Source organism: Aureimonas endophytica, from assembly GCF_014642635.1.
Taxonomy (GTDB): domain Bacteria; phylum Pseudomonadota; class Alphaproteobacteria; order Rhizobiales; family Rhizobiaceae; genus Plantimonas; species Plantimonas endophytica.
Window position 1 is genome coordinate 180,373 of record NZ_BMIQ01000001.1, and the last position, 19,128, is coordinate 199,500.

The 19,128-nt window shown below is 68.5% G+C and carries 17 protein-coding genes; 12 read left to right on the forward strand and 5 right to left on the reverse strand.

What is annotated here, in order from left to right; translation table 11 throughout:
- Positions 1–201: 201 nt before the first annotated feature.
- The 4 genes from IEY14_RS00895 (at position 202) to IEY14_RS00910 (ending at position 4,641) form a co-directional block, all read left to right on the forward strand.
- Positions 202–1,065, forward strand: a complete 864-nt coding sequence (locus IEY14_RS00895; protein WP_188906354.1) for a carbohydrate ABC transporter permease — start codon at positions 202–204, stop codon at positions 1,063–1,065.
- Between the two features lie 3 nt (positions 1,066–1,068).
- Positions 1,069–1,899 carry a carbohydrate ABC transporter permease gene (locus IEY14_RS00900; protein WP_188906355.1) on the forward strand — a complete coding sequence of 277 codons (831 nt, stop codon included), beginning with the start codon at positions 1,069–1,071 and terminating at the stop codon, positions 1,897–1,899.
- A 15-nt stretch (positions 1,900–1,914) separates the two neighbouring features.
- Complete coding sequence (locus IEY14_RS00905; RefSeq protein WP_188906356.1) at positions 1,915–2,919, forward strand: ABC transporter ATP-binding protein; 1,005 nt, start codon at positions 1,915–1,917, stop codon at positions 2,917–2,919.
- 87 nt (positions 2,920–3,006) lie between these two features.
- On the forward strand, positions 3,007–4,641 hold the full coding sequence (locus IEY14_RS00910) for an FGGY-family carbohydrate kinase (protein ID WP_188906357.1): 1,635 nt from the start codon (positions 3,007–3,009) through the stop codon (positions 4,639–4,641).
- A 10-nt stretch (positions 4,642–4,651) separates the two neighbouring features.
- Here the strand turns inward: IEY14_RS00910 and IEY14_RS00915 are convergent, their stop codons facing one another.
- On the reverse strand, positions 4,652–5,794 hold the full coding sequence (locus tag IEY14_RS00915; RefSeq protein ID WP_188906358.1) for a DegT/DnrJ/EryC1/StrS family aminotransferase: 1,143 nt from the start codon (positions 5,792–5,794) through the stop codon (positions 4,652–4,654).
- 186 nt (positions 5,795–5,980) lie between these two features.
- Between IEY14_RS00915 and IEY14_RS00920 the strand changes: the two genes are divergently transcribed.
- The gene (locus IEY14_RS00920) at positions 5,981–6,739 is read left to right on the forward strand and encodes an SDR family NAD(P)-dependent oxidoreductase (RefSeq protein ID WP_188906359.1); all 759 of its coding nucleotides are present in this window, start codon (positions 5,981–5,983) and stop codon (positions 6,737–6,739) included.
- Positions 6,740–6,743: 4 nt separating this feature from the next.
- Here the strand turns inward: IEY14_RS00920 and IEY14_RS00925 are convergent, their stop codons facing one another.
- A complete protein-coding gene (locus IEY14_RS00925; protein ID WP_188906360.1) occupies positions 6,744–7,244 on the reverse strand; it encodes a GNAT family N-acetyltransferase in 501 nt (166 codons plus the stop codon).
- 97 nt (positions 7,245–7,341) lie between these two features.
- On the opposite strand from IEY14_RS00925, the gene IEY14_RS00930 reads away from it, so the two are divergent.
- The 3 genes from IEY14_RS00930 to IEY14_RS00940 all read left to right on the forward strand — a co-directional run bounded on the left by IEY14_RS00930 (position 7,342) and on the right by IEY14_RS00940 (position 9,673).
- Positions 7,342–7,695 (forward strand): S-adenosylmethionine decarboxylase family protein, encoded by a 354-nt coding sequence (locus IEY14_RS00930; protein WP_188906361.1) that lies wholly within the window; start codon positions 7,342–7,344, stop codon positions 7,693–7,695.
- A 185-nt stretch (positions 7,696–7,880) separates the two neighbouring features.
- Positions 7,881–9,398 carry an HAD-IIIC family phosphatase gene (locus tag IEY14_RS00935; protein WP_210318242.1) on the forward strand — a complete coding sequence of 506 codons (1,518 nt, stop codon included), beginning with the start codon at positions 7,881–7,883 and terminating at the stop codon, positions 9,396–9,398.
- Entirely contained in the window at positions 9,374–9,673 is a 300-nt protein-coding gene (locus IEY14_RS00940) for an acyl carrier protein (RefSeq protein ID WP_188906363.1), read from the forward strand. Before IEY14_RS00935 ends, IEY14_RS00940 begins: the two co-directional genes overlap by 25 nt.
- A gap of 4 nt (positions 9,674–9,677) precedes the next feature.
- Here the strand turns inward: IEY14_RS00940 and IEY14_RS00945 are convergent, their stop codons facing one another.
- Positions 9,678–10,871, reverse strand: a complete 1,194-nt coding sequence (locus IEY14_RS00945; RefSeq protein ID WP_210318244.1) for a bis-aminopropyl spermidine synthase family protein — start codon at positions 10,869–10,871, stop codon at positions 9,678–9,680.
- Between the two features lie 176 nt (positions 10,872–11,047).
- Here IEY14_RS00945 and IEY14_RS00950 point away from each other — a divergent pair, with 176 nt between their 5' ends.
- Together IEY14_RS00950 and IEY14_RS00955 are read left to right on the forward strand one after the other, a co-directional pair.
- Entirely contained in the window at positions 11,048–12,295 is a 1,248-nt protein-coding gene (locus IEY14_RS00950) for an efflux RND transporter periplasmic adaptor subunit (protein WP_188906365.1), read from the forward strand.
- Positions 12,292–15,393 (forward strand): efflux RND transporter permease subunit, encoded by a 3,102-nt coding sequence (locus tag IEY14_RS00955; protein WP_188906366.1) that lies wholly within the window; start codon positions 12,292–12,294, stop codon positions 15,391–15,393. The genes IEY14_RS00950 and IEY14_RS00955 overlap by 4 nt, the downstream gene beginning before the upstream one ends.
- A gap of 74 nt (positions 15,394–15,467) precedes the next feature.
- On the opposite strand, the gene IEY14_RS00960 is transcribed toward IEY14_RS00955, so the two are convergent.
- Positions 15,468–16,235, reverse strand: a complete 768-nt coding sequence (locus IEY14_RS00960) for a triose-phosphate isomerase (RefSeq protein WP_188906367.1) — start codon at positions 16,233–16,235, stop codon at positions 15,468–15,470.
- A gap of 46 nt (positions 16,236–16,281) precedes the next feature.
- Positions 16,282–17,211: a sugar phosphate isomerase/epimerase family protein gene (locus tag IEY14_RS00965; protein WP_188906368.1), complete on the reverse strand. Its 930-nt coding sequence runs from the start codon at positions 17,209–17,211 to the stop codon at positions 16,282–16,284.
- Positions 17,212–17,503: 292 nt separating this feature from the next.
- On the opposite strand from IEY14_RS00965, the gene derI reads away from it, so the two are divergent.
- Together derI and IEY14_RS00975 are read left to right on the forward strand one after the other, a co-directional pair.
- A complete protein-coding gene (gene derI, locus IEY14_RS00970) occupies positions 17,504–17,965 on the forward strand; it encodes a D-erythrulose-4-phosphate isomerase (protein WP_188907332.1) in 462 nt (153 codons plus the stop codon).
- 182 nt (positions 17,966–18,147) lie between these two features.
- Entirely contained in the window at positions 18,148–19,125 is a 978-nt protein-coding gene (locus tag IEY14_RS00975) for a sugar-binding transcriptional regulator (RefSeq protein ID WP_244639254.1), read from the forward strand.
- The last annotated feature ends 3 nt before the right edge of the window (positions 19,126–19,128 follow it).

The following is a 19,128-nucleotide window of genomic DNA, read 5'->3' on the forward strand; positions in this document are numbered from 1 at the left end:
CAACAGCCCGGCCGGCGCCCCTCGCGCCGGCCGGCTCCAGGCCCGGCCTCGTTCCGGCCTGTCGGCCGCGCGACGCGGCTCGCCCTTCCGCACTTGGCGGCGGCACGATTTTTCCACAGCGGCGCCGAGCCGCGTCCCCGACCTCGCTAGACAAGCTCGACGCCTGCTCCCAAGATCGCAGGCCCTCGTCGGATCGATCCTATGGCCACATTGCACACGAAATCGGCGGCGCGGGCGATGATGGCGCCGTCGGTGATCGCCCTCTTCATCTGGATGATCGTGCCGCTGGCACTGACCCTCTGGTTCTCGACGCTCCGCTACACGTTCTACGACCCGCTGACGCCCTTCATCGGCTTCGAGAACTACACCTACTTCCTCACCGATCCGCGCTTCATCAGCGCCTTCGAGAACACGCTGATCCTCGTCCTCGGCGTGCTTCTGATCACGGTCATCGGCGGCATCCTCATCGCGCTGCTCCTCGACCAGGATTTCCACGGCCAGACCGTGGTGCGCCTTCTCGTGCTCGCGCCCTTCTTCGTCATGCCGACGGTCGCCGCGCTCGTCTGGAAGAACATGATGATGAATCCGGTCTACGGCGTCATCGGCCAGACGCTGAACGCGATCGGCATCGGCTCGATCGACTGGCTCACCGATTATCCGCTTCTCTCCATCATCATCATCGTCGCCTGGCAGTGGCTGCCCTTCGCGACCCTGATCCTGCTCACCGCGCTCCAGTCGCTGTCCGAGGACCAGAAGGAAGCGGCCGAGATGGACGGGGCGGGGCCGATCTCGACCTTCTTCTACATCACGCTGCCGCACATGAAGCGCGCGATCACCGTGGTGATCCTCATTCAGACGATCTTCCTTCTGTCGGTCTATGCCGAGATTTTCGTGACGACCGGCGGCGGTGAGACCTCCTCGAACCTGCCCTTCCTGATCGCCTCGATCATCTCGCTGGAAGGCGATGTCGGCACGGCATCCGCCGGCGGTATCGTCGCCGTCGTCCTCGCCAATATCGTCTCGATCTTCCTCGTCCGCCTCGTCGGCAAGAACCTGGAGGCCTGATCCATGGCACGCCGCATGCCTCGGAACCGCAAGCTCGCTATCACCGCGCTGGCTTGGCTGGTCGGCTTCCTGATCTTCTTCCCGATCCTCTGGACGATCCTCACCTCGTTCAAGTCGGAACTCGACGCGATCGCGATCCCGCCGAAGTTCCTGTTCTTCGACTGGACGACGGAGAACTACGTCGCGATCCAGGAGCAGCGGAACTACTTCTCCTTCCTCGCCAATTCTTTCTACCTGTCGATCGGCTCGACGGCGCTCGGCCTCGTCTTCGCCATTCCGGCGGCCTGGGCCATGGCCTTCTCGCCGACCCCGCGCACCAAGGACGTGCTCCTCTGGATGCTGTCGACCAAGATGATGCCGGCGGTCGGCGCGCTGGTGCCGATCACCATCCTCTTCCGTAATTTCGGTCTGCTCGACTCGCGCTTCGGCCTGATCGTCATCCTGTTCCTGATCAACCTGCCGATCGTCGTCTGGATGCTCTACACCTATTTCAAGGAGATCCCGGGCGAGATCCTCGAGGCCTCGCGCATGGACGGCGCCAATCTGCGGCAGGAGCTCTTCCAGGTCCTCGCGCCGATGGCCGTGCCGGGCATCGCCTCGACCATCCTCCTCAACGTCATCCTCGCCTGGAACGAGGCCTTCTGGACGCTGCTTCTCACCACCACCAACGCGGCGCCGCTCTCGGCCTTCATCGCCTCCTTCTCCAGCCCGCAGGGCAATTTCTACGCGAAACTTTCGGCGGCTTCGACACTGGCGATCGCACCGATTCTCATCATAGGTTGGTTCTCGCAGAAGCAGCTCGTGCGCGGGCTCACCTTCGGCGCGGTGAAGTAAGGGAGATGTAGCGGGATGGCCTCCATCAATCTCAAGAACGTCCAGAAGCGGTTCGGCGAAGCGGTCATCATTCCGGGCCTCGATCTCGACATCCGGGACGGCGAGTTCGTGGTCTTCGTCGGCCCTTCCGGCTGCGGCAAGTCCACGTTGCTGCGCCTCATTGCCGGTCTGGAGGACGTCTCGGGCGGCACGATCTCGATTGACGGCAAGGACGTGACCGAGGTTCCGCCGGCCGGGCGGGGGCTGGCCATGGTGTTCCAGTCCTATGCGCTCTATCCGCATATGTCGGTCGCGGCCAATATCGGCTTCCCGCTGAAGATGGCCGGCGAATCGAAGGAGGCGATCGACAAGAAGGTGAAGGCGGCGGCGGCGACGCTGAACCTCACCGACTATCTCCACCGCAAGCCGCGCGAGCTTTCCGGCGGCCAGCGCCAGCGCGTCGCCATCGGCCGCGCCATCGTGCGCGCGCCGAAGGGCTTCCTCTTCGACGAGCCCCTGTCCAATCTCGACGCGGCGCTGCGCGTCAACATGCGGCTCGAGATCTCCGAGCTGCACGCGCAGCTGAAGACCACCATGATCTACGTCACGCACGATCAGGTCGAGGCGATGACCATGGCCGATAAGATCGTGGTGCTGAATCGCGGCAATATCGAGCAGGTCGGCTCGCCGCTGGAGCTCTACACCAATCCGCGCAATCTCTTCGTCGCCGGCTTCATCGGCTCGCCGAAGATGAACTTCCTGTCCGGCGCCGCCGCCGAGCGGCACGGCGCGCGGACGATCGGCATCCGGCCGGAACATCTCGCCATCTCCAAGGACCAGGGCGAGCTGAAGGGCACGGCGGGCGTCTCGGAACATCTCGGCTCCGACACCTTCGTCCATGTGCGGCTCGACAATGGCGAGCAGGTGACGGCGCGGGGCCTCGGCGACTATCGCGTCAGCCATGGCGACCCGGTCTATCTGACGCCGGAGCCGCACCGCATCCACCGCTTCGACCAGCAGGGCCTCGCGGTCGCCGCCTGATCGACACGCGGGCGTGAAGCGCCGCCCGGCTTTCCACGGCGGCGCGAAACGGCTACGCCCCTTCCGGACATGGCTTCGGGAGGGATCATGGCGACGGTGTTCATCGGCATCGATGTCGGAACGGGCAGTGCCCGCGCCGGCGTCTTCGACCTTGCGGGCCGGCTTCTCGCCGCCGCCCGCCATCCGATCCGTATCTGGCAGGACGAGGGTTCGATCGTCGAACAGTCCTCCGCCGACATCTGGGCGGCGGTGGTGCATTCCGTGCGGGAGGCGATGCGCCTCGCCGGGGTGGCGCCGGAGGCGGTCGGGGGCATCGGCTTCGACGCCACCTGTTCGCTGGTCGTCCTCGGACCCGGCGGCGAGCCGCTGCCGGTCGGTCCCTCGGACGATCCCCAGCGCGACGTCATCGTCTGGATGGACCATCGCGCCCTCGACCAGACGCGGCGCATCAACGAGACCGGCCATCCGGTGCTCGACTATGTCGGCCGCTCGATCTCGCCCGAGATGGAAACGCCGAAGCTGCTCTGGCTGAAGGAGAACCGCCCGGCGACCTTCGCCGGCGCCGGCCATTTCTTCGATCTCGCCGACTTCCTGTCCTGGCGCGCCACCGGCAGTCTCCGGCGATCGGCCTGCACCACCACCTGCAAATGGACCTATCTCGCCCATGAGGGGCGCTGGGACGCGGACTATTTCCGCCGCATCGGCCTCGGCGAATTCACCGATGAGGATTTCCGGCGCATCGGCTCGGAGATCGTCGACATCGCGACGCCGCTCGGCGCGGGCCTGACGGCGGAGGCGGCGGCCGAGCTCGGCCTCGCCCCCGGCATCCCGGTCGGCGCCTCGCTGATCGACGCCCATGCCGGCGGCGTCGGCACGCTCGGCAGCCGGCGGGCGGACGGCAGCGTCACCGAGCCGAGCCGCGAGGTCGCCTTCATCATGGGCACCTCGTCCTGCGTCATGGCGGTGACGCGCGAGCCGGCCTTCGTCAACGGCGTCTGGGGACCCTATTTCGCGGCGATGCTGCCCGGCTACTGGCTGCTCGAAGGCGGCCAGTCGGCCTTCGGCGCGGCGCTGGACGCGATCGTCGCGATGCATCCGGCCTTTCCGGCGGCGCGCGAGGCGGCGCGGGAGGCGGGCGTGCCGGTGCTCGACTATCTGGAAACGCGGGCGCTCGCCCAGGCCGGCTCCGTCGAGGCGGCGGCGCGTCTCGCGGCGAACCTCCACATCGTGCCGGAATTCCTCGGCAACCGCGCGCCGGAAGCCGATCCGGCGGCCACGGCCGTTCTCGCCGGCCTGAAGCTGGAGACCGGAACGGAAAGCCTCGTCCGCCTCTTCGTCGCGGCCCTTTGCGGCCTGTCCTACGGCGCGCGCCGCATCTTGGAGGCGATGGCGCGGGAGGGCATCGCGATCGAGACGATCGTCGTCAGCGGCGGCGCAGCGCGCAGCCGGCTGCTGCGCCGCATCCTCGCCGATGCGACCGGCATGAAGGTCGCTCTGCCCGAAACGCCGGAACCGGTGCTGCTCGGCAGCGCCATGGTCGGCGCCGTCGCGGGCGGCGCCTATGCGGATCTTCAGGCGGCGGCCGGCGCCATGTGCCGGACCGGCGAGGAGATCGCGCCGGCGGGCGGCGCGATGGCGGAGTTCCACGCCCGCAAGGCCGAGGCCTATGACGTGCTGAAGCGGGCGGAGCTCGAATTGCGCCGCCTGATGCGGGACGCCTGAGCTGCGGGGCTCAGGCGGTCGCCGCGACCGACTCCCGCACCGCCGCGACGATGCGGTCCTGCACCGCCTCGTCGAGATAGGCGTGCATCGGCAGGCTCACGACCTCCTCGCAGAGCATGTCGGAGACGGGGAGCCGGCCGCCCGCCGCCGGGAAGTGGCGATAGGCGGTCTGCTGGTGAAGGTGCTTGCCGTAATAGATGACGGTCGGCACGCCGCGCTCGCGCATCGCGGCCATGAAGGCGTCGCGCTTGCCGCCGGCGACGCGCACCGTGTATTGCGCCCAGGTGGAGACCATGCCGTTCGGCAGGGCCTGCGGCGTGACGACATCCGAAAGGGCGGTCGTGTAGCGATGCGCGATCCGCATGCGCCGCTCGATCTCCTCCGGGAAGATCGTCAGCTTCTCGAGAACGACGGCCGCCTGGAGCGTGTCCATGCGCGCGTTCATGCCGATGCGGACATTGTCGTAGCGGTCCGTGCCCGAACCGTGGACGCGCAGCGAGCGCATGATCGCGGCGAGCTCGGCATCGTTGGTCTGCACCATGCCGCCATCGCCGTAGCAGCCGAGCGGCTTGGCCGGGTAGAAGCTTGTCGCCACCACATCGGCGAAGGCGCCGATCATCCGGCCCTCGATCGTCGCGCCATAGCCCTGCGCCGCGTCCGACAGGAGCTTCAGTCCGTATTCGTCGGCGATGACGCGGAAGCTTGGGTAATCGGCGGCCTGGCCGAAGAGATCGACCGTGACGATGCAGCGCGGCTTCAGCTTGCCCGCCTGCCGCACCTCGTCGATCGCGAGGCGCAGATTGTCCGGGTCCATGTTGAACGTATGGGGCAGGCAGTCGACGAAGATGGCCGTCGCGCCGAGCATCGCCACCACTTCGGCGGTCGCCGCGAAGGTGAAGCTCGGCACGAAGACGGCGTCGCCGGGTCCGATCCCCCAGGCGGCGAGCGGCAGGATGAGGGCGTCGGTGCCCGAGCCGCAGGACAGGGTCTCGCTCATGCCGCCGAAGCGCGACAGCGCCTCCTCCAGCTCGGCGACGTCCGGCCCCATGATGAAGGCGCCGGTGTCGAAGATGCGCTTGAACCGCGCCTCGATCCGATCACGCACGCGATCGCGCTGGGGGCCAAGGTCGATGAAGGCGATCGGCTGCGACATGAGAAGCGGATTCCAGACTGCGTTTTCCGCCCGGCGCGGGACCGGGCGGCGGGATTTATAACGGAACAACGACATTCGCGGCCCTCAAGAATTGTCGCAAGGGGGCCGCCCCCGTGAAACGCCTCGGCTTGACGATGCGGAACGGGCGGGGCAGCTAGCTTCCCGATTTCGCCAGGGAGGCCGATCATGACATTCGCCCGCTATCCGAGCCTGAAGGGCGCCGCCATCCTGGTGACGGGCGGCGCGTCCGGCATCGGCGCGGCGATGGTCCGGGCCTTCGCCGAACAGGGCGCGAAGGTCGGCTTCATCGATCTCGACGCCGCGCGGGGCGATGCCCTGGCCGCAGAACTGGCGAACGAGGCCGAGATCCGCTTCGAGCCTTGCGACCTTCGCGACATCGATGGGCTGAAGACCGCCTTCGCCAGTCTGGAGGCCGCGCATGGACCGGCCTCCGTCCTCGTCAACAACGCGGCGCGGGACGACCGTCATGGTTGGGAGGCGGTGACGCCCGCCTATTGGGACGAGCGGATGGCGACGAACCTGCGCCATATGTTCTTCGCGATCCAGGCGGTCGCGCCGGGCATGATCGCGGCCGGCAAGGGCTCGATCGTCAATTTCGGCTCGACATCCTGGATGATGGGCAATGGCGGCATGCCGGCCTATACGACGGCCAAGGCCGCCGTCCACGGCATGACGCGCTCCTTCGCCCGCGATCTCGGCCCCCACAAGATCCGCGTCAACACCGTCGTGCCCGGCTGGGTGATGACCGAGCGCCAGCGCGAGCTCTGGGTGACGCCGGAGCGGCTGGCGGCCATGCTGGAGCGCCAATGCATCCCGGTCGAGATCGAGCCCGGCGATCTGGCGCGCATGGTCCTGTTCCTCGCCGCCGACGATTCGGCCATGTGCACGGCGAGCGAGTTCATGGTCGAAGCCGGCTGCGTCTGAGCCGTCAGCTCAGCCGGCGTCCGGCGCCGATCTCCATCTCGTAAACGACGTGGCGCTCGGCGAAGCCGGCAAGCTCGTAGAGCGCCCGCATCGGCGCGTTCGAGGTCGCGGTGCGCCCGACGATGCGGGTGAAGCCTTCGGCCTCGCAATGGGCGAGCACGGCCCGGAGCAGGGCGATCGCCGCCGCCGGTCCGGCGAGCTTGCCGTCGACATAGAAGCTGCGGAAATCGGCATAGCGGTCGTTGGTGATGAAGTTGCGCCGTTCGGCGACCCAGGCCCAGCCGCAGACCGTGCCCTCGGCCTCCACGACGCGCGTCCAGTCGTCGCCGTATCTAACGAGCTTGCCGAGCTTCTTGCGGTAATGGTCGAGATCGGTCACCGCCTCGTCGGCGAAGGAGCGGACGGCGATCTCCGCCTCGAAGCGCGCCACCGCGTCCACGTCCTCGGCCTTGAACTTGCGGATCGCGAAGCCGCGCTGCCCGTCCGATACCGTCCCGTTCGCCATCGCTCGATCCCATTCTTGCCGCTCGCAGCTCGGCGGCCTATAGCATCGGTGGCGGGGAAGGACCCATGGCGCAAGTCCTGCAAAGCGGTGGAACGACATGAGAATCCGGCAGGTCCTCGCGGACATGCGCAATTGCGAAAGCCTCATCGACGACGAGGTGAAGCTTCTGGAAGCCGCGATCGCCGCCGCCAAATCCGTCGGCGCCACCGTGATCGGCGAACATGCGCAGCGCTATGTGCCGCATGGCGTCACGCTGGTCCTGTTCCTCGCCGAAAGCCACATCATGCTGACGACCTGGCCGGAATATCGCATGGTGCTGGCCGATATCCTGCTCTGTAGCCCGGACATGGACGAGAACCGGGCGATCGACGAGATCGCGGCGCGCCTCTGCCCGAACGGCGTGGTCGAGCGCTCCTATGTCACGCGGCAGATCGAGCCGCTTCCGGCGTGAGAGACGTGCCGCCTTTCTGGCGGTTCCTTCCCGATAGCGAAGCCCCCGGCGCGCCGGGTCTGCGGCGGGCCGGCGCCGAAGGACGGGGCGCGCTCGCGCGAGCGCTGCGCGATGCACGCCATCGCTTCGGCGCGCAGCGGGCCGCCGCGCTGCTGCGGCAGGCGGAGGCGGGCGAGGGCGGTTTCATGCGTCCTCTCAAGGTCCTTCTCGCCAGCGCCTTCCAGCCCCGCGCGATCGAGGATGCGCTGCGCCTCGGCTTCGCGATCGAGGGATTTTCGCTCGTCCTTCGCCCCGTGGACGGACTGGCCGCCTTGGAAGCGCTGCTGGGGGAGGCCGAGCCGCCGGCCCTCGGCGATCTCGATCTCGCGCTCCTGCCGCTCGTCGCGCCGACTGCGGCGGCGATGCGGGCCGCGAGCGACCTTGCCGCGCGCCTCGCGGCGAAAAGCCTCGCGCCGGTGCTGCTCCTCTTCGTCGGAGCCGAGGGCGAGGCGCCGCCGCTGGACGATCCGCCGCCCGGCGTGACGGTCCTCACCGTCGCGGTGCCTGGTCCCGCCACCGACGATCGCTTCGCGCGGACCTTCGGCCTGCTGCCGAGCGCGGCGGCGGCCGACCGGCTGGCCGATGCCGCCGCCGCCGAGGCGGCCCGGCTACGGGGCATGGCACCGAAGCTTCTCGTCACCGATCTCGACGGCACGCTCTGGGCCGGCACGCTCGGCGAGGACGGCGCCGGTGCGTTGCGGCTGCATCGCCCCTATGCGGCGGCGCTGCGGCGATTGTCGGATCGCGGCATTGTCCTCGCCATCGCCAGCCGCAACGATCCGCGCGATCTCGACGCGAGCTTCGCCGCCCATCCCGATTGGCCGCTCGGCACGCGCGATTTCGCGGCGACGGCGCTCGGCTGGGACGACAAGGAGGTGCTCGTCGCCGAGGCGCTGCGCCGCCTTGGCCTCGCCGCCGAGCACATGGTCTTCGTCGACGACGATGCCGTGAACTGCGCCCGTGTCGCTTCGCGCTTCCCGGACGCGGATATCCGCCATTTCGACGCGGCGTCGATGGAGGATTTCGCGGCCGCCCTCGCCGACGATCCCCGTCTGGCCGGAGCGGTGCCGAGCGGCGGCCACGAGCGCGCCGACCATTATCGCCGCCGCGCGGCGGTGGAGGCCTTGCGGGCCGAGACGCCGGATGTCGGGGATTTCCTGAAGCGGCTGGACAGCAGGCTGACGCTCGAACCGCTCGGCCCCGCCCTCGTGCCGCGCGCCGCCGAACTCGGCGCCCGCGTCAACCAGTTCCTGCTGACGGGTTTCCGGCCGAACGCGCCGGACCTCTCGCGGCGCGCCTCGCCCTTCGATTTCATGGTCCGCCTCGACGACGTGTTCGGCGCGCATGGGCTGGTCGGCCTCGTGCTCGCGGCGCGGGACGGCGATCGCGTCCGGCTCGACAATCTCTTCCTGAGCTGCCGCGCCCTCGGGCGCGGGGTCGAGGACGCGATGCTCAGGGCGCTGGGCGATCTCGCGCGGCAGGCGGGGGCCGCGGCGATCGCGGTTCGGCTGGACGATCTGCCGCGCAACGAACCGGCGCGCCGCTGGTTTTCACGCTATGGCGATTGGGCGCGGCGCGAAAAGGATTCTATGCTGCTCGACACGGATCGGTTGATCGATCCGCAGGACCTGACGGTGCGATGGAACAGAGCGACGACCTTCTGATCGGCGGCTGCGACGCCGACGAATCCTCGGCCGCCGACGGCCTGAACGAAAGGGTCGTCGCGATCGTCGCCGAGGTGCTGGGGCGCCCGCGCGGCGAGTTCGGGCTGGAGACGCGGGCCGCCGATGTCGAGGGCTGGGACAGTTTCGCCCATGTGCGGATCGTGCTCGCCATCGACAGCGCCTTCCGCGTCAAGCTCTCGATGGAAGCCATCGAGAAGGCCGACGGCATCGCCGGCCTTGTCGAGGCGGTCGAGGAGGCCTGCGCGACCCGTTGACCCCTCAGCGGCGGACGAGACCCTCGCGCCGGAACCGCGTCTCGCCGCAGGCGGGACAGCCGGCCGCCTTCAAGCGCTCGATCGTCGCGAAACTCTCGCCATGGCCGACGACCACGGCCGTGCCGCAGTTCTGGCAGCGATAGCGCCGCAGCTTCGGCCGCACTTCGCCCGTATAGATCGGCGCGGCGAAGCGCTCCGCCTCAACGGCATCCGGCACCTCGTCCGTCGTGCGCAGCTCCAGCAATTGCCCCGTCGAGCCGAGGATCGAGGCGCCGGCATAGCGGTTGAACGACGGGCGGATGCGCGAGGCGGCGAGGCCGAGCGCGGCGAGCTCACGGAGACACGCCAGCTGGTCGCCGGGGGCGAGATCGCCATAGGACAGGAAGACCGGCAGCCCGGTCTCGCGCCGCAACGCCTCCAACCCGCGCCGCAGGAACAGCGCCATGCCGGGCAGCGTATAGGGCGGGTCGGTTTCGAGGACGTCGAACCCGCCATGGAAGCCGGCGGGCAGGGGATCGCGCAGGTCCTGAGGCACGATCTCGACCGGCGCCCCGATGCGCTCGGCCGCTTCGCGCAATTGCCGGCAGCGGGACGGATCGAGTTCGAAGACCGTGATCCGGCGCGGCCCGCCGATGCCGAGCGCCCGCGCGACGAGCGGAATGGCGACCGACATCGAATCGTCGTCGCCCATGATGGCGATGTGCCGACCTTCGACGGCGCCCGCCTCGTGCATGGCGAGCGCCCGGCGCAGCGCCGTTTCCGGTGTGCAGGGTGCCTGATCGAGCGTCACGTCGACCGGCGGTCCCGCCGTAACCTGTTCTTCCATCGCGCCGAGCACGGCGTGCAGCGCCTCCGGCAGGTCCGGGCCGGCGGCGACCGGGGCGACGGGTCTTGGCTGGGCCGAGCCTTCGAGGCCGAGCGTTTCGGCGCAGAAGGCGCGCCCGGCCTCGGTGAGCCGCACGCCGCCGCCGCGTTCGAAGAGCGCCGCATTCTCGAGTTCCCGCCGCACCGCGCCGGCGACCGGCAGCGGCAGGCGCGCCTGCCGGGCGAGGTCGCGCAACGGCAGCGGCCCGTCGCGAAAGACGATCCTCAGGACCTGCGCCACGCCTTCCGGCCCCTCGCGCAGCGCCGTCGCTTCGGCGATGCGCGCCGTCAGGGTCGAGTCGGGAGAATGGGAAGAAGGGGCGGGCGTCACCATGGCCGCATCTAGCCCATCCGCCACCGCCGATCCATCGCAGAAGGCCTCTGGAGACGGGGAGGTGTTACAATGGGTTACAACATGACCAAGAGTTCACGCGGCGCGCCATTGTGACGTCTCGCGCCGGTGCGATCTATCACCGAAGCTTGATTCGTCCCTCGTCCGGTCCCTTGCCCATGCGTCCCATCGCCCTCTTCCTCGTCTGCGCTCTCGCCGCCGGCGCCTATATCGAGCGCGACGTCTGGCTGCCTTATGCGCCGAGCGTCGTCGCGAACGCGCTCGGTCCGGCGAAGTCGGAGGCGAGCGTCGCGCCGGCCGAGAAGGGTGGCGGCAAGCATGGCGTCGGTGGCGGTGGCGGTGGGGGCGGCGGGTCGCGCAGCGTCGCCGTCACGACGGCGCCGGCCGAGGAGGGCAGTTTGCCGATCACCCGCCGGACGATCGGCTATATCCGGCCGCTCGCCTCCACCGAGCTCGCCGTCGAGACCAACGGCATCCTGCGGGAGATCGACGCCAAGGACGGAGCGCTGGTGAAGGCCGGCGATCTCATCGCCCGGTTGGACGATCGCGCCGCCAACGCGAATGTCGCGAAGGACCGCGCCGCGCTCGCCCGCGATCAGGCGACGCTCGACAATGCCCGGTCCAATCTCGACCGCATCACCCGCCTCGTGAAGAGCGGCGCGACCTCGCCGCAGGCGGGCGACGACGCGCAGGCGACGGTGAAGAGCGCGGAGGCGACGGTGGGCGTCGACGAGGCGCAGCTCGAAGCCGATCAGGTGACCCTGTCGAAGACCGAGATCCGCGCGCCCTTCGACGGGCGGCTCGGCGCCTTCACCCTCTCGGTCGGCGCGCTGGTGCAGCCGGGCACGTCGATCGTCGGCATCGCGCAGGTCGCCCCGGTCTATGCCGAATTCGCCCTGCCGGACACGGATCTCGCGACGGTGCGAAAGGCCATGGCGGACAAGACGCTGAGCGTCGAGGTCCGGCCGTCTTTGGCGCCGCCCGGCACGCCGGCCGAGACCGGGCCGATCGTCTTCATCGACAACAAGATCGTCGAGGCCTCCGCCAGCGTGACGCTGCGCGCCCTTCTCGACAACAAGGATCAGGCGCTCTGGTCGGGCCAGTCGATCGACGTGACGATCGCGGCGGGCGAGCAGAACGACATCGTCGTCGTGCCGGGGGTCGCCGTCCAGCCGCGCGAGAAGGGCTCGGTCGCCTATGTCGTCGGGCCGGACAACAAGATCGAGGTGCGGCAGGTCGAGGTGGCGCTGCGCGCCGGCGACAAGGCGGGCATCGCCAACGGCCTGAAGGCGGGCGAGCGCGTCGTCACCGAGGGCCAGGTCGATCTCGTCGCCGGCACGCCGGTGCGCGAAACGGCGCCGGCCGACCGCCAGTCGGCCGATGCCAGCGCGGATACAGCGCGATGAGCGTCTCCGCCCTCTTCATCCGCCGCCCCGTCGCGACGATCCTTCTCGCCATCGGCGTCATCCTCGCCGGCATTGCCGGCTATCGCCAATTGCCCGTCGCCGCGCTGCCGCAGGCCGATTTCCCGACGATCAACGTCTCGGCCCAGCTCGCCGGCGCTTCGCCCGACACGATGGCGGCGGCGGTCGCGACGCCGCTGATCAAGCAGTTCGAGACGATCGCCGGCATCGACACGATCAGCGCGCGCTCCTCGCTCGGCAATACCAACATCACCATCCAGTTCGAGCTGTCGCGCGACATCGACGCGGCGGCGGCGGACGTTCAGGCGGCGATCGCCCGCTCGTCGCGGCAATTGCCGAGCAATCTCACCTCGACGCCGAGCTACCGCAAGGCCAATCCCGCCGACGCGCCGGTGCTGCTTCTCGCGCTGACCAGCGACGGCGCGCCGCTGACCAAGGTGGACGACATCGCCGAGAACGTCATCTCCCCGGCGCTTTCCACCATCAGCGGCGTCGCCCAGGCGCAGGTCTTCGGCGCCAAGACCTATGCGGTGCGCGTCGAGGTCGATCCGCGCAAGCTCGCCAGCCGCAACCTGTCGCTCACCAATGTGCAGCAGGCGCTGGCCTCCGCCAACAGCCAGACGCCGGTCGGCACCTTGCAGAATGCCGGACAGGCGCTGACCATCGACGCGCCGACGCAGCGCACCGACGCCGAGTCGTTCCGCAGCCTGATCATCGCCCGCGCCAACGGCGCGCTCGTCCGCCTCGACGACATCGCACGGGTGGAGGACAGCGTCGAGAACGTCAACCAGGGCAGCTGGCTCGACGGCAAGCCGGCCATCGTCCTCGCCGTGCAGCGCCAGCCCGACGCGAACACGGTGGATGTGGTCGACGCGATCAAGGCCCGCCTGCCGGAACTTCAGGCCTCGCTGCCCGCCGGCATGAAGATCAACATCACCAACGACCAGTCGACCGCGATCAAGGCGGCGGTGGAGGACGTGCGCTTCACGCTGCTTCTCACCATCGCCCTCGTCATCCTGGTGATCTACCTGTTTCTCGGCCGGGCGCTCGCCACCTTCATCCCGGGCGTCGCCGTGCCTCTGTCGCTGATCGCGACCTTCGGCGGCATGTATGTGCTCGGCTTCTCGATCGACAACATCTCGCTTCTCGCCCTGACCCTCTCGGTCGGTCTCGTCGTGGACGACGCGATCGTCATGCTGGAGAACATCGTGCGGCACATGGAGGAGGGCCTGCCGCCGCTCCAGGCGGCGCTCGTCGGCTCGCGCGAGGTGGCGGGAACGATCGTCTCCATGTCGCTCTCGCTCGTCGCGGTCTTCCTGCCGATCCTCCTGATGGGCGGCGTCGTCGGCCGGGTGCTGAACGAGTTCGGCGTCGTCGTGACGCTCGCGATCCTGTCCTCCGCCGTCGTGTCGCTGACGGTGACGCCGATGATGGCCGCGCGCCTGCCGCATTCCGACGCGCCGGTCGGCGGGCTCGTCGGCCTGTTCAACCGGGTCTTCGCCTGGGTGACGAGCCTCTACGACCGCTCGGTCGGCTGGTGCCTGCGGCACCGCTTCACCATTCTCGTCCTGTTCCTTCTTTCGGTCGCCGGCTCGGTCTGGCTGATGTCCACCCTGCCGCGCAGCTTCATCCCGGAAGAGGATATCGGCCTTCTCACGGTCTCGACGCAGGCCCGCCAGGACATTTCCTACGAGGCGATGCGCGATCTCCAGGGCAAGGCGGCGGCGATGATCGGCAAGAACCCGGCCGTCGCCCATGTCACCTCGACGCTCGGCGCCGGACCGGGCGGCGCCACCTTCAACACGGGCTCGATGTTCGTGCAGCTGAAGCCCCACGACCAGCGCCCGGCCTTGAAGGACACGATCGCGGGTCTGCGCCGCACGCTCGGCGACCTGCCGGGTCTGAAGACCTTTATCACGCCGGTGCAGTCGCTGCGCTTCGGCGGGCGCTCGACCCAGAGCCAGTACCAGCTCGTCGTCCAGGCGCTGGACGCCAATGCGGTGCGCGAATGGTCGGCCAAGCTCGCCGAGGCGATGCGCGGCGACCCGGCGCATTTCGTCGACGTCGCCTCCGATCTCCAGGCGAACGGCCTCCAGGCGCGCCTCGTCGTCGATCGCGACAAGGCCGACATGCTCGGCATCACGTCGGAGACCATCCGCTCGACGCTGGAGGCCGGCTTCGGCACGCTGACGGCGACGCAGATCCAGGCGACCGGCAACAGCTACGACGTCATTCTCGAATATGATCCGTCGATCCCCTGGTCGGAAACCGTGCTGCGCAACATCCACGTGCCGACCGCGAACGGCACGCTGGTGCCGCTCGCCTCGATCGCCTCGATCGAGCGCGCCTCGGGCCCGGTCACGGTGAACCAGACCGGGCAGCTCACCGCCGTGACCATTTCCTACAACCTGCCGGTCGGCGTCTCGCTCGGCACGTCCACGGCGGCGATCGATCAGCTGAAGACGACGGTCGGCCTGCCGGCGACGGTCTTCACCTCCTATGCCGGCACGGCGCAGGTCTTCCAGCAGTCCTCCTCCAACGAGGGGCTGCTGATCGGCGCGGCGATCCTGACGATCTATGTGGTTCTGGGCGTCCTCTACGAAAGCTTCGTGCACCCGCTGACCATCCTGTCCGGCCTGCCGGCGGCGGCGCTCGGCGCGCTGGCCTCGCTCCAGGTGCTCGGCTTCGACCTGTCGCTCATCGCGATCATCGGTCTCCTGATGCTGATCGGCATCGTGAAGAAGAACGCAATCATGATGATCGACGTGGCGCTGGCTTTGCAGCGCGAGGAGAACCGGCCGCCGGCCGAGGCGATCCGCATCGCCTGCGAGCGCCGCTTTCGGCCGATCATGATGACGACCTTCTGCGCGCTGCTCGGCGCCCTGCCGGTGGCGATGGGCAGCGGCGCGAGTTCGGAGCTGCGTCAGCCCCTCGGCGTCGCGGTGGTGGGCGGCCTGCTCGTCAGCCAGGTGCTGACGCTGTTCATCACGCCCGTCATCTATGTCGAGATCGAGCGTCTGGCCGGCTTCTTCCGGCGCAAGCCCTCGCATCATTCGCCGCTCGGCCAGCCGGCCGAGTAGGCGGGATCACAGGCCGCCGTCCGTTCCCGGCAAGGAGCGGACGGCGCGGCGGTTTCCGCGTCCCGGCCGATGGCTCAGGCGAGCGCGTCCGTGACGTCGCGCGCGATGGCGAGAAGGCCGTTCGCATCCCAGGCCGAGCGGCCGATGAACAGGCCGTCGATGCCCTCGCGCGTCGCGAGATCCACCGCGTTGCCGGGATTGACGCTGCCGCCGTAGAGGAGCGGCAGGTCGCGGCCGACGACCGAACCGAAGAGCTGCTTGATCCGGCCGTGCTGCTCCTCGACGAAGCCAGGCTCGGCCGGGGTGCCGCGCACGCCGATCGACCAGACCGGCTCATAAGCGACGACGACCGTCGGTTCCCCGGCCGTCCAGTCGATCTTCGAAAGGGCGATCTCGGTCTGCCGCTTCAGGACCTCGGCGGTTCGACCCGCATCGAACTCGTCGCGCGTGTCGCCGATGCAGACGAGGGCGACGAGGCCCTGGCGCAAGGCGGCCGCCGCCTTCAGCGCCACCGTCTCGTCGGTCTCGCCGAACATCTCGCGCCGCTCGGAATGGCCGATCAGGGCAAGGCGCGCCCCGGCATCTCTGGCCTGCACCGCCGAGACTTCGCCGGTGAACTGGCCGGCATCCTCCCAGTGGATGTTCTGCGCGCCGACCAGCACCTTGGTTTCCTTCAGCGCCTCGGCAACGCGCGAGATGGCCGGGAAGGACGGAATGGCGAAGAGCTGCGCCTTCGCGCCATCGGCGAAATCGGAACCGGCGACGATGCGGGCGAACTCGTCCGCTTCGACGAAGGTCTTGTTCATCTTCCAGTTGGTGCCGATCCAGGGCCGTTTGGCCATGCTGCTCTCCCTCTTGTCCTCGACGACTGCCGGCGCCCGCGGCGGCTCAGGCCGCCTTCGTCAGGCCCGTATCCGTGTGTTCCGACCAGAATTCCACCGATTCGCGCATGGCGGCAACCACTTGGCGGTCGGTCGGCTCGCGCTCGCGGAAGGCGAGTTCGAGGCAGAGCTCGTTGTCGGTGCCGCCCCCTGAGCGGATTTCCGCCAGGAGCCGATCCGGCTGGATGCGGCCGTTCTCGTTATAGGCGCGGGTGAAGGGCCAGTGCCCGCCTTTGTTCATCGAGGACTGCTTGATGTGGATGATCGGCGAGCTCGTCGCGAAGCTCCGCGCCCAGGCGAAGGGATCGGTATCGGCCGGGTCGGCGGAGGACACGTCGCCATGGTCGATATCGACCATCGGCTTCAGCGGGATCGGCAGGGCCGCTCGGTCGATCACCTCCTGAAGCGCCCGCGTATCCCGGATTGTATGGCCGAATTCGCGCCCGACCGACATCGGCTCCCAGAAGAGCCAGGTCAGGCCGTGGCGCGCCGCGTGCTCGGCGACCTCGCGCCAGCAGTCGAGAGCCGTCGCGATCATCGCCGCCCGCCGCTGCGGGTCGTCGTAGTCGGCATAGGTGAAGATCGCGAACTGGGTGCCGATCGTGCGGCAGTCCAGATCCTCCGCCACTTCGGCCAGCGTCTTGAACCATTGGACATAGTAGTCGCGCACGCCCTTGTCCGGGTGGCCGAAATGGTTAAGGCGGCCATAGGGGCCGGTCATCAGCGAGGTGATCCTCACCCCTTCGGCGGCGCAGGCGGCCGCCGTTTCCGCGACGAGCGGCGCCAGCGTCGCCGCCGGCCACGACGGATTGACGAATTCGTGCGTCAGCTGGACATGGCCGATGCTGATCTCGCGCCCGATCACCCGGACGAGGTCCTTCGGCATGGCGAAGCGGTTGACCAGCGGATTGGTGCTGATCGAAAGCGTGAAAGTCATGCCGCCCTCCCAGACGGTTGCGATCCGCGGCGGAAATCCTCGGGCCTCTCCTGCGCCAAGCCTTCCCCGCATACAAGACTGCTTCGCATCGGATTGGCGCCATTCGCCTTTTTCGCTCGGCAAGGTGCCCGCGCCCGATGCGGATCGGCCAGCGATACCATATTTTGCGGAATGCGAAGTCGTTTCCCGTCAAATTTTGCAGGAAGCGAAAAATTTTGCATCCGTCCGGGCGGCGAGCTATCGCGACCCCCGGGCGGCGATCCGCGGCCATTCGGGAGCAAGGGAAGATCTCATGCGCATCATCATCGGGGGAGACGGCGCCGGACAGCCGCTGGTGAAGGCCATCGCCGAGCATCTGAAGGCCAAGGGCGTCGAGTTCGAGGATGCGAGCCCGAGCGCGGAGGCCGCCAAGGACGAGAAATACGCCACGACCTCCGACCGGGTGGCGAGCGCCATCGCCGAGGGTCGCTTCGAGCGCGGCATCCTGTGCTGCGGCACGGGCATCGGCGTCTGCATCTCGGCCAACAAGGTGCCGGGCATCCGCGCCGCTTTGACGCATGACACCTACTCGGCCGAACGCGCCGCCAAGAGCAACAACGCCCAGATCATCACGATGGGCGCGCGGGTCATAGGCTCGGAGCTCGCCAAGGCGATCGTCGACAAATACCTGGAATCCGACTTCGATCCGCAGAGTTCGTCGGGTCCGAATGTCGAGGCGATCGACGCGCTCGACCGGAAATACCATTCGGCCTGAGCGGCGCGCTCTTCGCGCTGCAAAAAATTTCGCGGCCTGCAAATTTCTTGCGGGCCGCTCGTCGGCATGCCATGGTTCATCCACCGAATGCGACAGGGCGGCGAATCGCCGTCCCGTGATTTGAAGAATTCGCGTCGGTATGGTCCGGTCAGCTGGGAGGCGACCGGTTCCGGGAGAGGACGATGCTGGTGGAGGCGCCGAAAACGCGCGAGGGACGGGAAGAGGCGAGCCTCGCCGCGCGTGCGGCCTGGCTCTATTTTTCCAGCGGCATGACGCAGGCCGATGTCGCCAAGCGGCTCGGCATTTCCAGCCTGAAGGCGCATCGTCTCATCGCCAGGGCGAGCCGCGACGGCCTCGTGCGCATCTTCGTGGATGCCGAGGTCTCGGAATGCCTCGAACTGGAGGATCGGCTGGTCGAGCGCTTCAAGCTCGATTTCTGCCGCGTCTGCCCCGATCTCGACGAGAATGCCGACTTGCCGCTCCGGGCGCTCAGCCTCGGCGGCGCGAGCTTCCTGAAGAACGAGATCGAGCGGGCCGAATACGATCTCATCGGCATCGGCTACGGGCGCACGCTCGCTTCGGCGGTCGCGGCGCTGCCGCAGGTGCCGGCGGCGGAGATGCGCTTCGTCTCGGTGCTCGGCGGCTTCACCCGCCGCTTCGCCGCCAATCCCTATGACGTGATCCACAAGCTCGCCGAGCGCACGGGGGCGGAAGCCTTCCTGATCCCATTGCCGACCTTCGCCAACACGGCCGAGGACAAGCAGGTGCTTCTGAACCAGCCCGGCATCGACGGGGTCTTCGCCATGGCCTGCTCGGCCCGGCTCGTCCTTGCCGGCATCGGCGACGTGTCGCGCGAAAACTTCTTCTACGGAACCGGCCTGATCGGCGACGCGGAACTGGAGCTTCTGGCCGAGGCCGGCGCGGTGGGCGAACTGCTCGGCCATTTCTTCGATGCCGGGGGCGAAGTCGTGGCGACGGAGTTCAGCCGCCGCGCTTTGTCGCCGGATATCGAGCAATTGCGAAACGCGAAGGTCGTCGCTCTCGCTGGAGGAGCGAAAAAAGCGGCGGCCCTCGGTGCGCTCCTCCGGAGCGGCATCCTCAACGGCCTCATCGTGGACGAGGCGACCGCGGTCAAGCTCGCGGGGGAGACGGGGATCTAGGGG

Coding starts and splice junctions, on each gene's coding strand:
- IEY14_RS00895 (WP_188906354.1), top strand. CDS start 202: ATGGCCACATTGCACACGAAATCGGCGGCGCGGGCGATGATGGCGCCG.
- IEY14_RS00900 (WP_188906355.1), top strand. CDS start 1,069: ATGGCACGCCGCATGCCTCGGAACCGCAAGCTCGCTATCACCGCGCTG.
- IEY14_RS00905 (WP_188906356.1), top strand. CDS start 1,915: ATGGCCTCCATCAATCTCAAGAACGTCCAGAAGCGGTTCGGCGAAGCG.
- IEY14_RS00910 (WP_188906357.1), top strand. CDS start 3,007: ATGGCGACGGTGTTCATCGGCATCGATGTCGGAACGGGCAGTGCCCGC.
- IEY14_RS00915 (WP_188906358.1), bottom strand. CDS start 5,794: ATGTCGCAGCCGATCGCCTTCATCGACCTTGGCCCCCAGCGCGATCGC.
- IEY14_RS00920 (WP_188906359.1), top strand. CDS start 5,981: ATGACATTCGCCCGCTATCCGAGCCTGAAGGGCGCCGCCATCCTGGTG.
- IEY14_RS00925 (WP_188906360.1), bottom strand. CDS start 7,244: ATGGCGAACGGGACGGTATCGGACGGGCAGCGCGGCTTCGCGATCCGC.
- IEY14_RS00930 (WP_188906361.1), top strand. CDS start 7,342: ATGAGAATCCGGCAGGTCCTCGCGGACATGCGCAATTGCGAAAGCCTC.
- IEY14_RS00935 (WP_210318242.1), top strand. CDS start 7,881: ATGCGTCCTCTCAAGGTCCTTCTCGCCAGCGCCTTCCAGCCCCGCGCG.
- IEY14_RS00940 (WP_188906363.1), top strand. CDS start 9,374: ATGGAACAGAGCGACGACCTTCTGATCGGCGGCTGCGACGCCGACGAA.
- IEY14_RS00945 (WP_210318244.1), bottom strand. CDS start 10,871: ATGGTGACGCCCGCCCCTTCTTCCCATTCTCCCGACTCGACCCTGACG.
- IEY14_RS00950 (WP_188906365.1), top strand. CDS start 11,048: ATGCGTCCCATCGCCCTCTTCCTCGTCTGCGCTCTCGCCGCCGGCGCC.
- IEY14_RS00955 (WP_188906366.1), top strand. CDS start 12,292: ATGAGCGTCTCCGCCCTCTTCATCCGCCGCCCCGTCGCGACGATCCTT.
- IEY14_RS00960 (WP_188906367.1), bottom strand. CDS start 16,235: ATGGCCAAACGGCCCTGGATCGGCACCAACTGGAAGATGAACAAGACC.
- IEY14_RS00965 (WP_188906368.1), bottom strand. CDS start 17,211: ATGACTTTCACGCTTTCGATCAGCACCAATCCGCTGGTCAACCGCTTC.
- derI (WP_188907332.1), top strand. CDS start 17,504: ATGCGCATCATCATCGGGGGAGACGGCGCCGGACAGCCGCTGGTGAAG.
- IEY14_RS00975 (WP_244639254.1), top strand. CDS start 18,148: ATGCTGGTGGAGGCGCCGAAAACGCGCGAGGGACGGGAAGAGGCGAGC.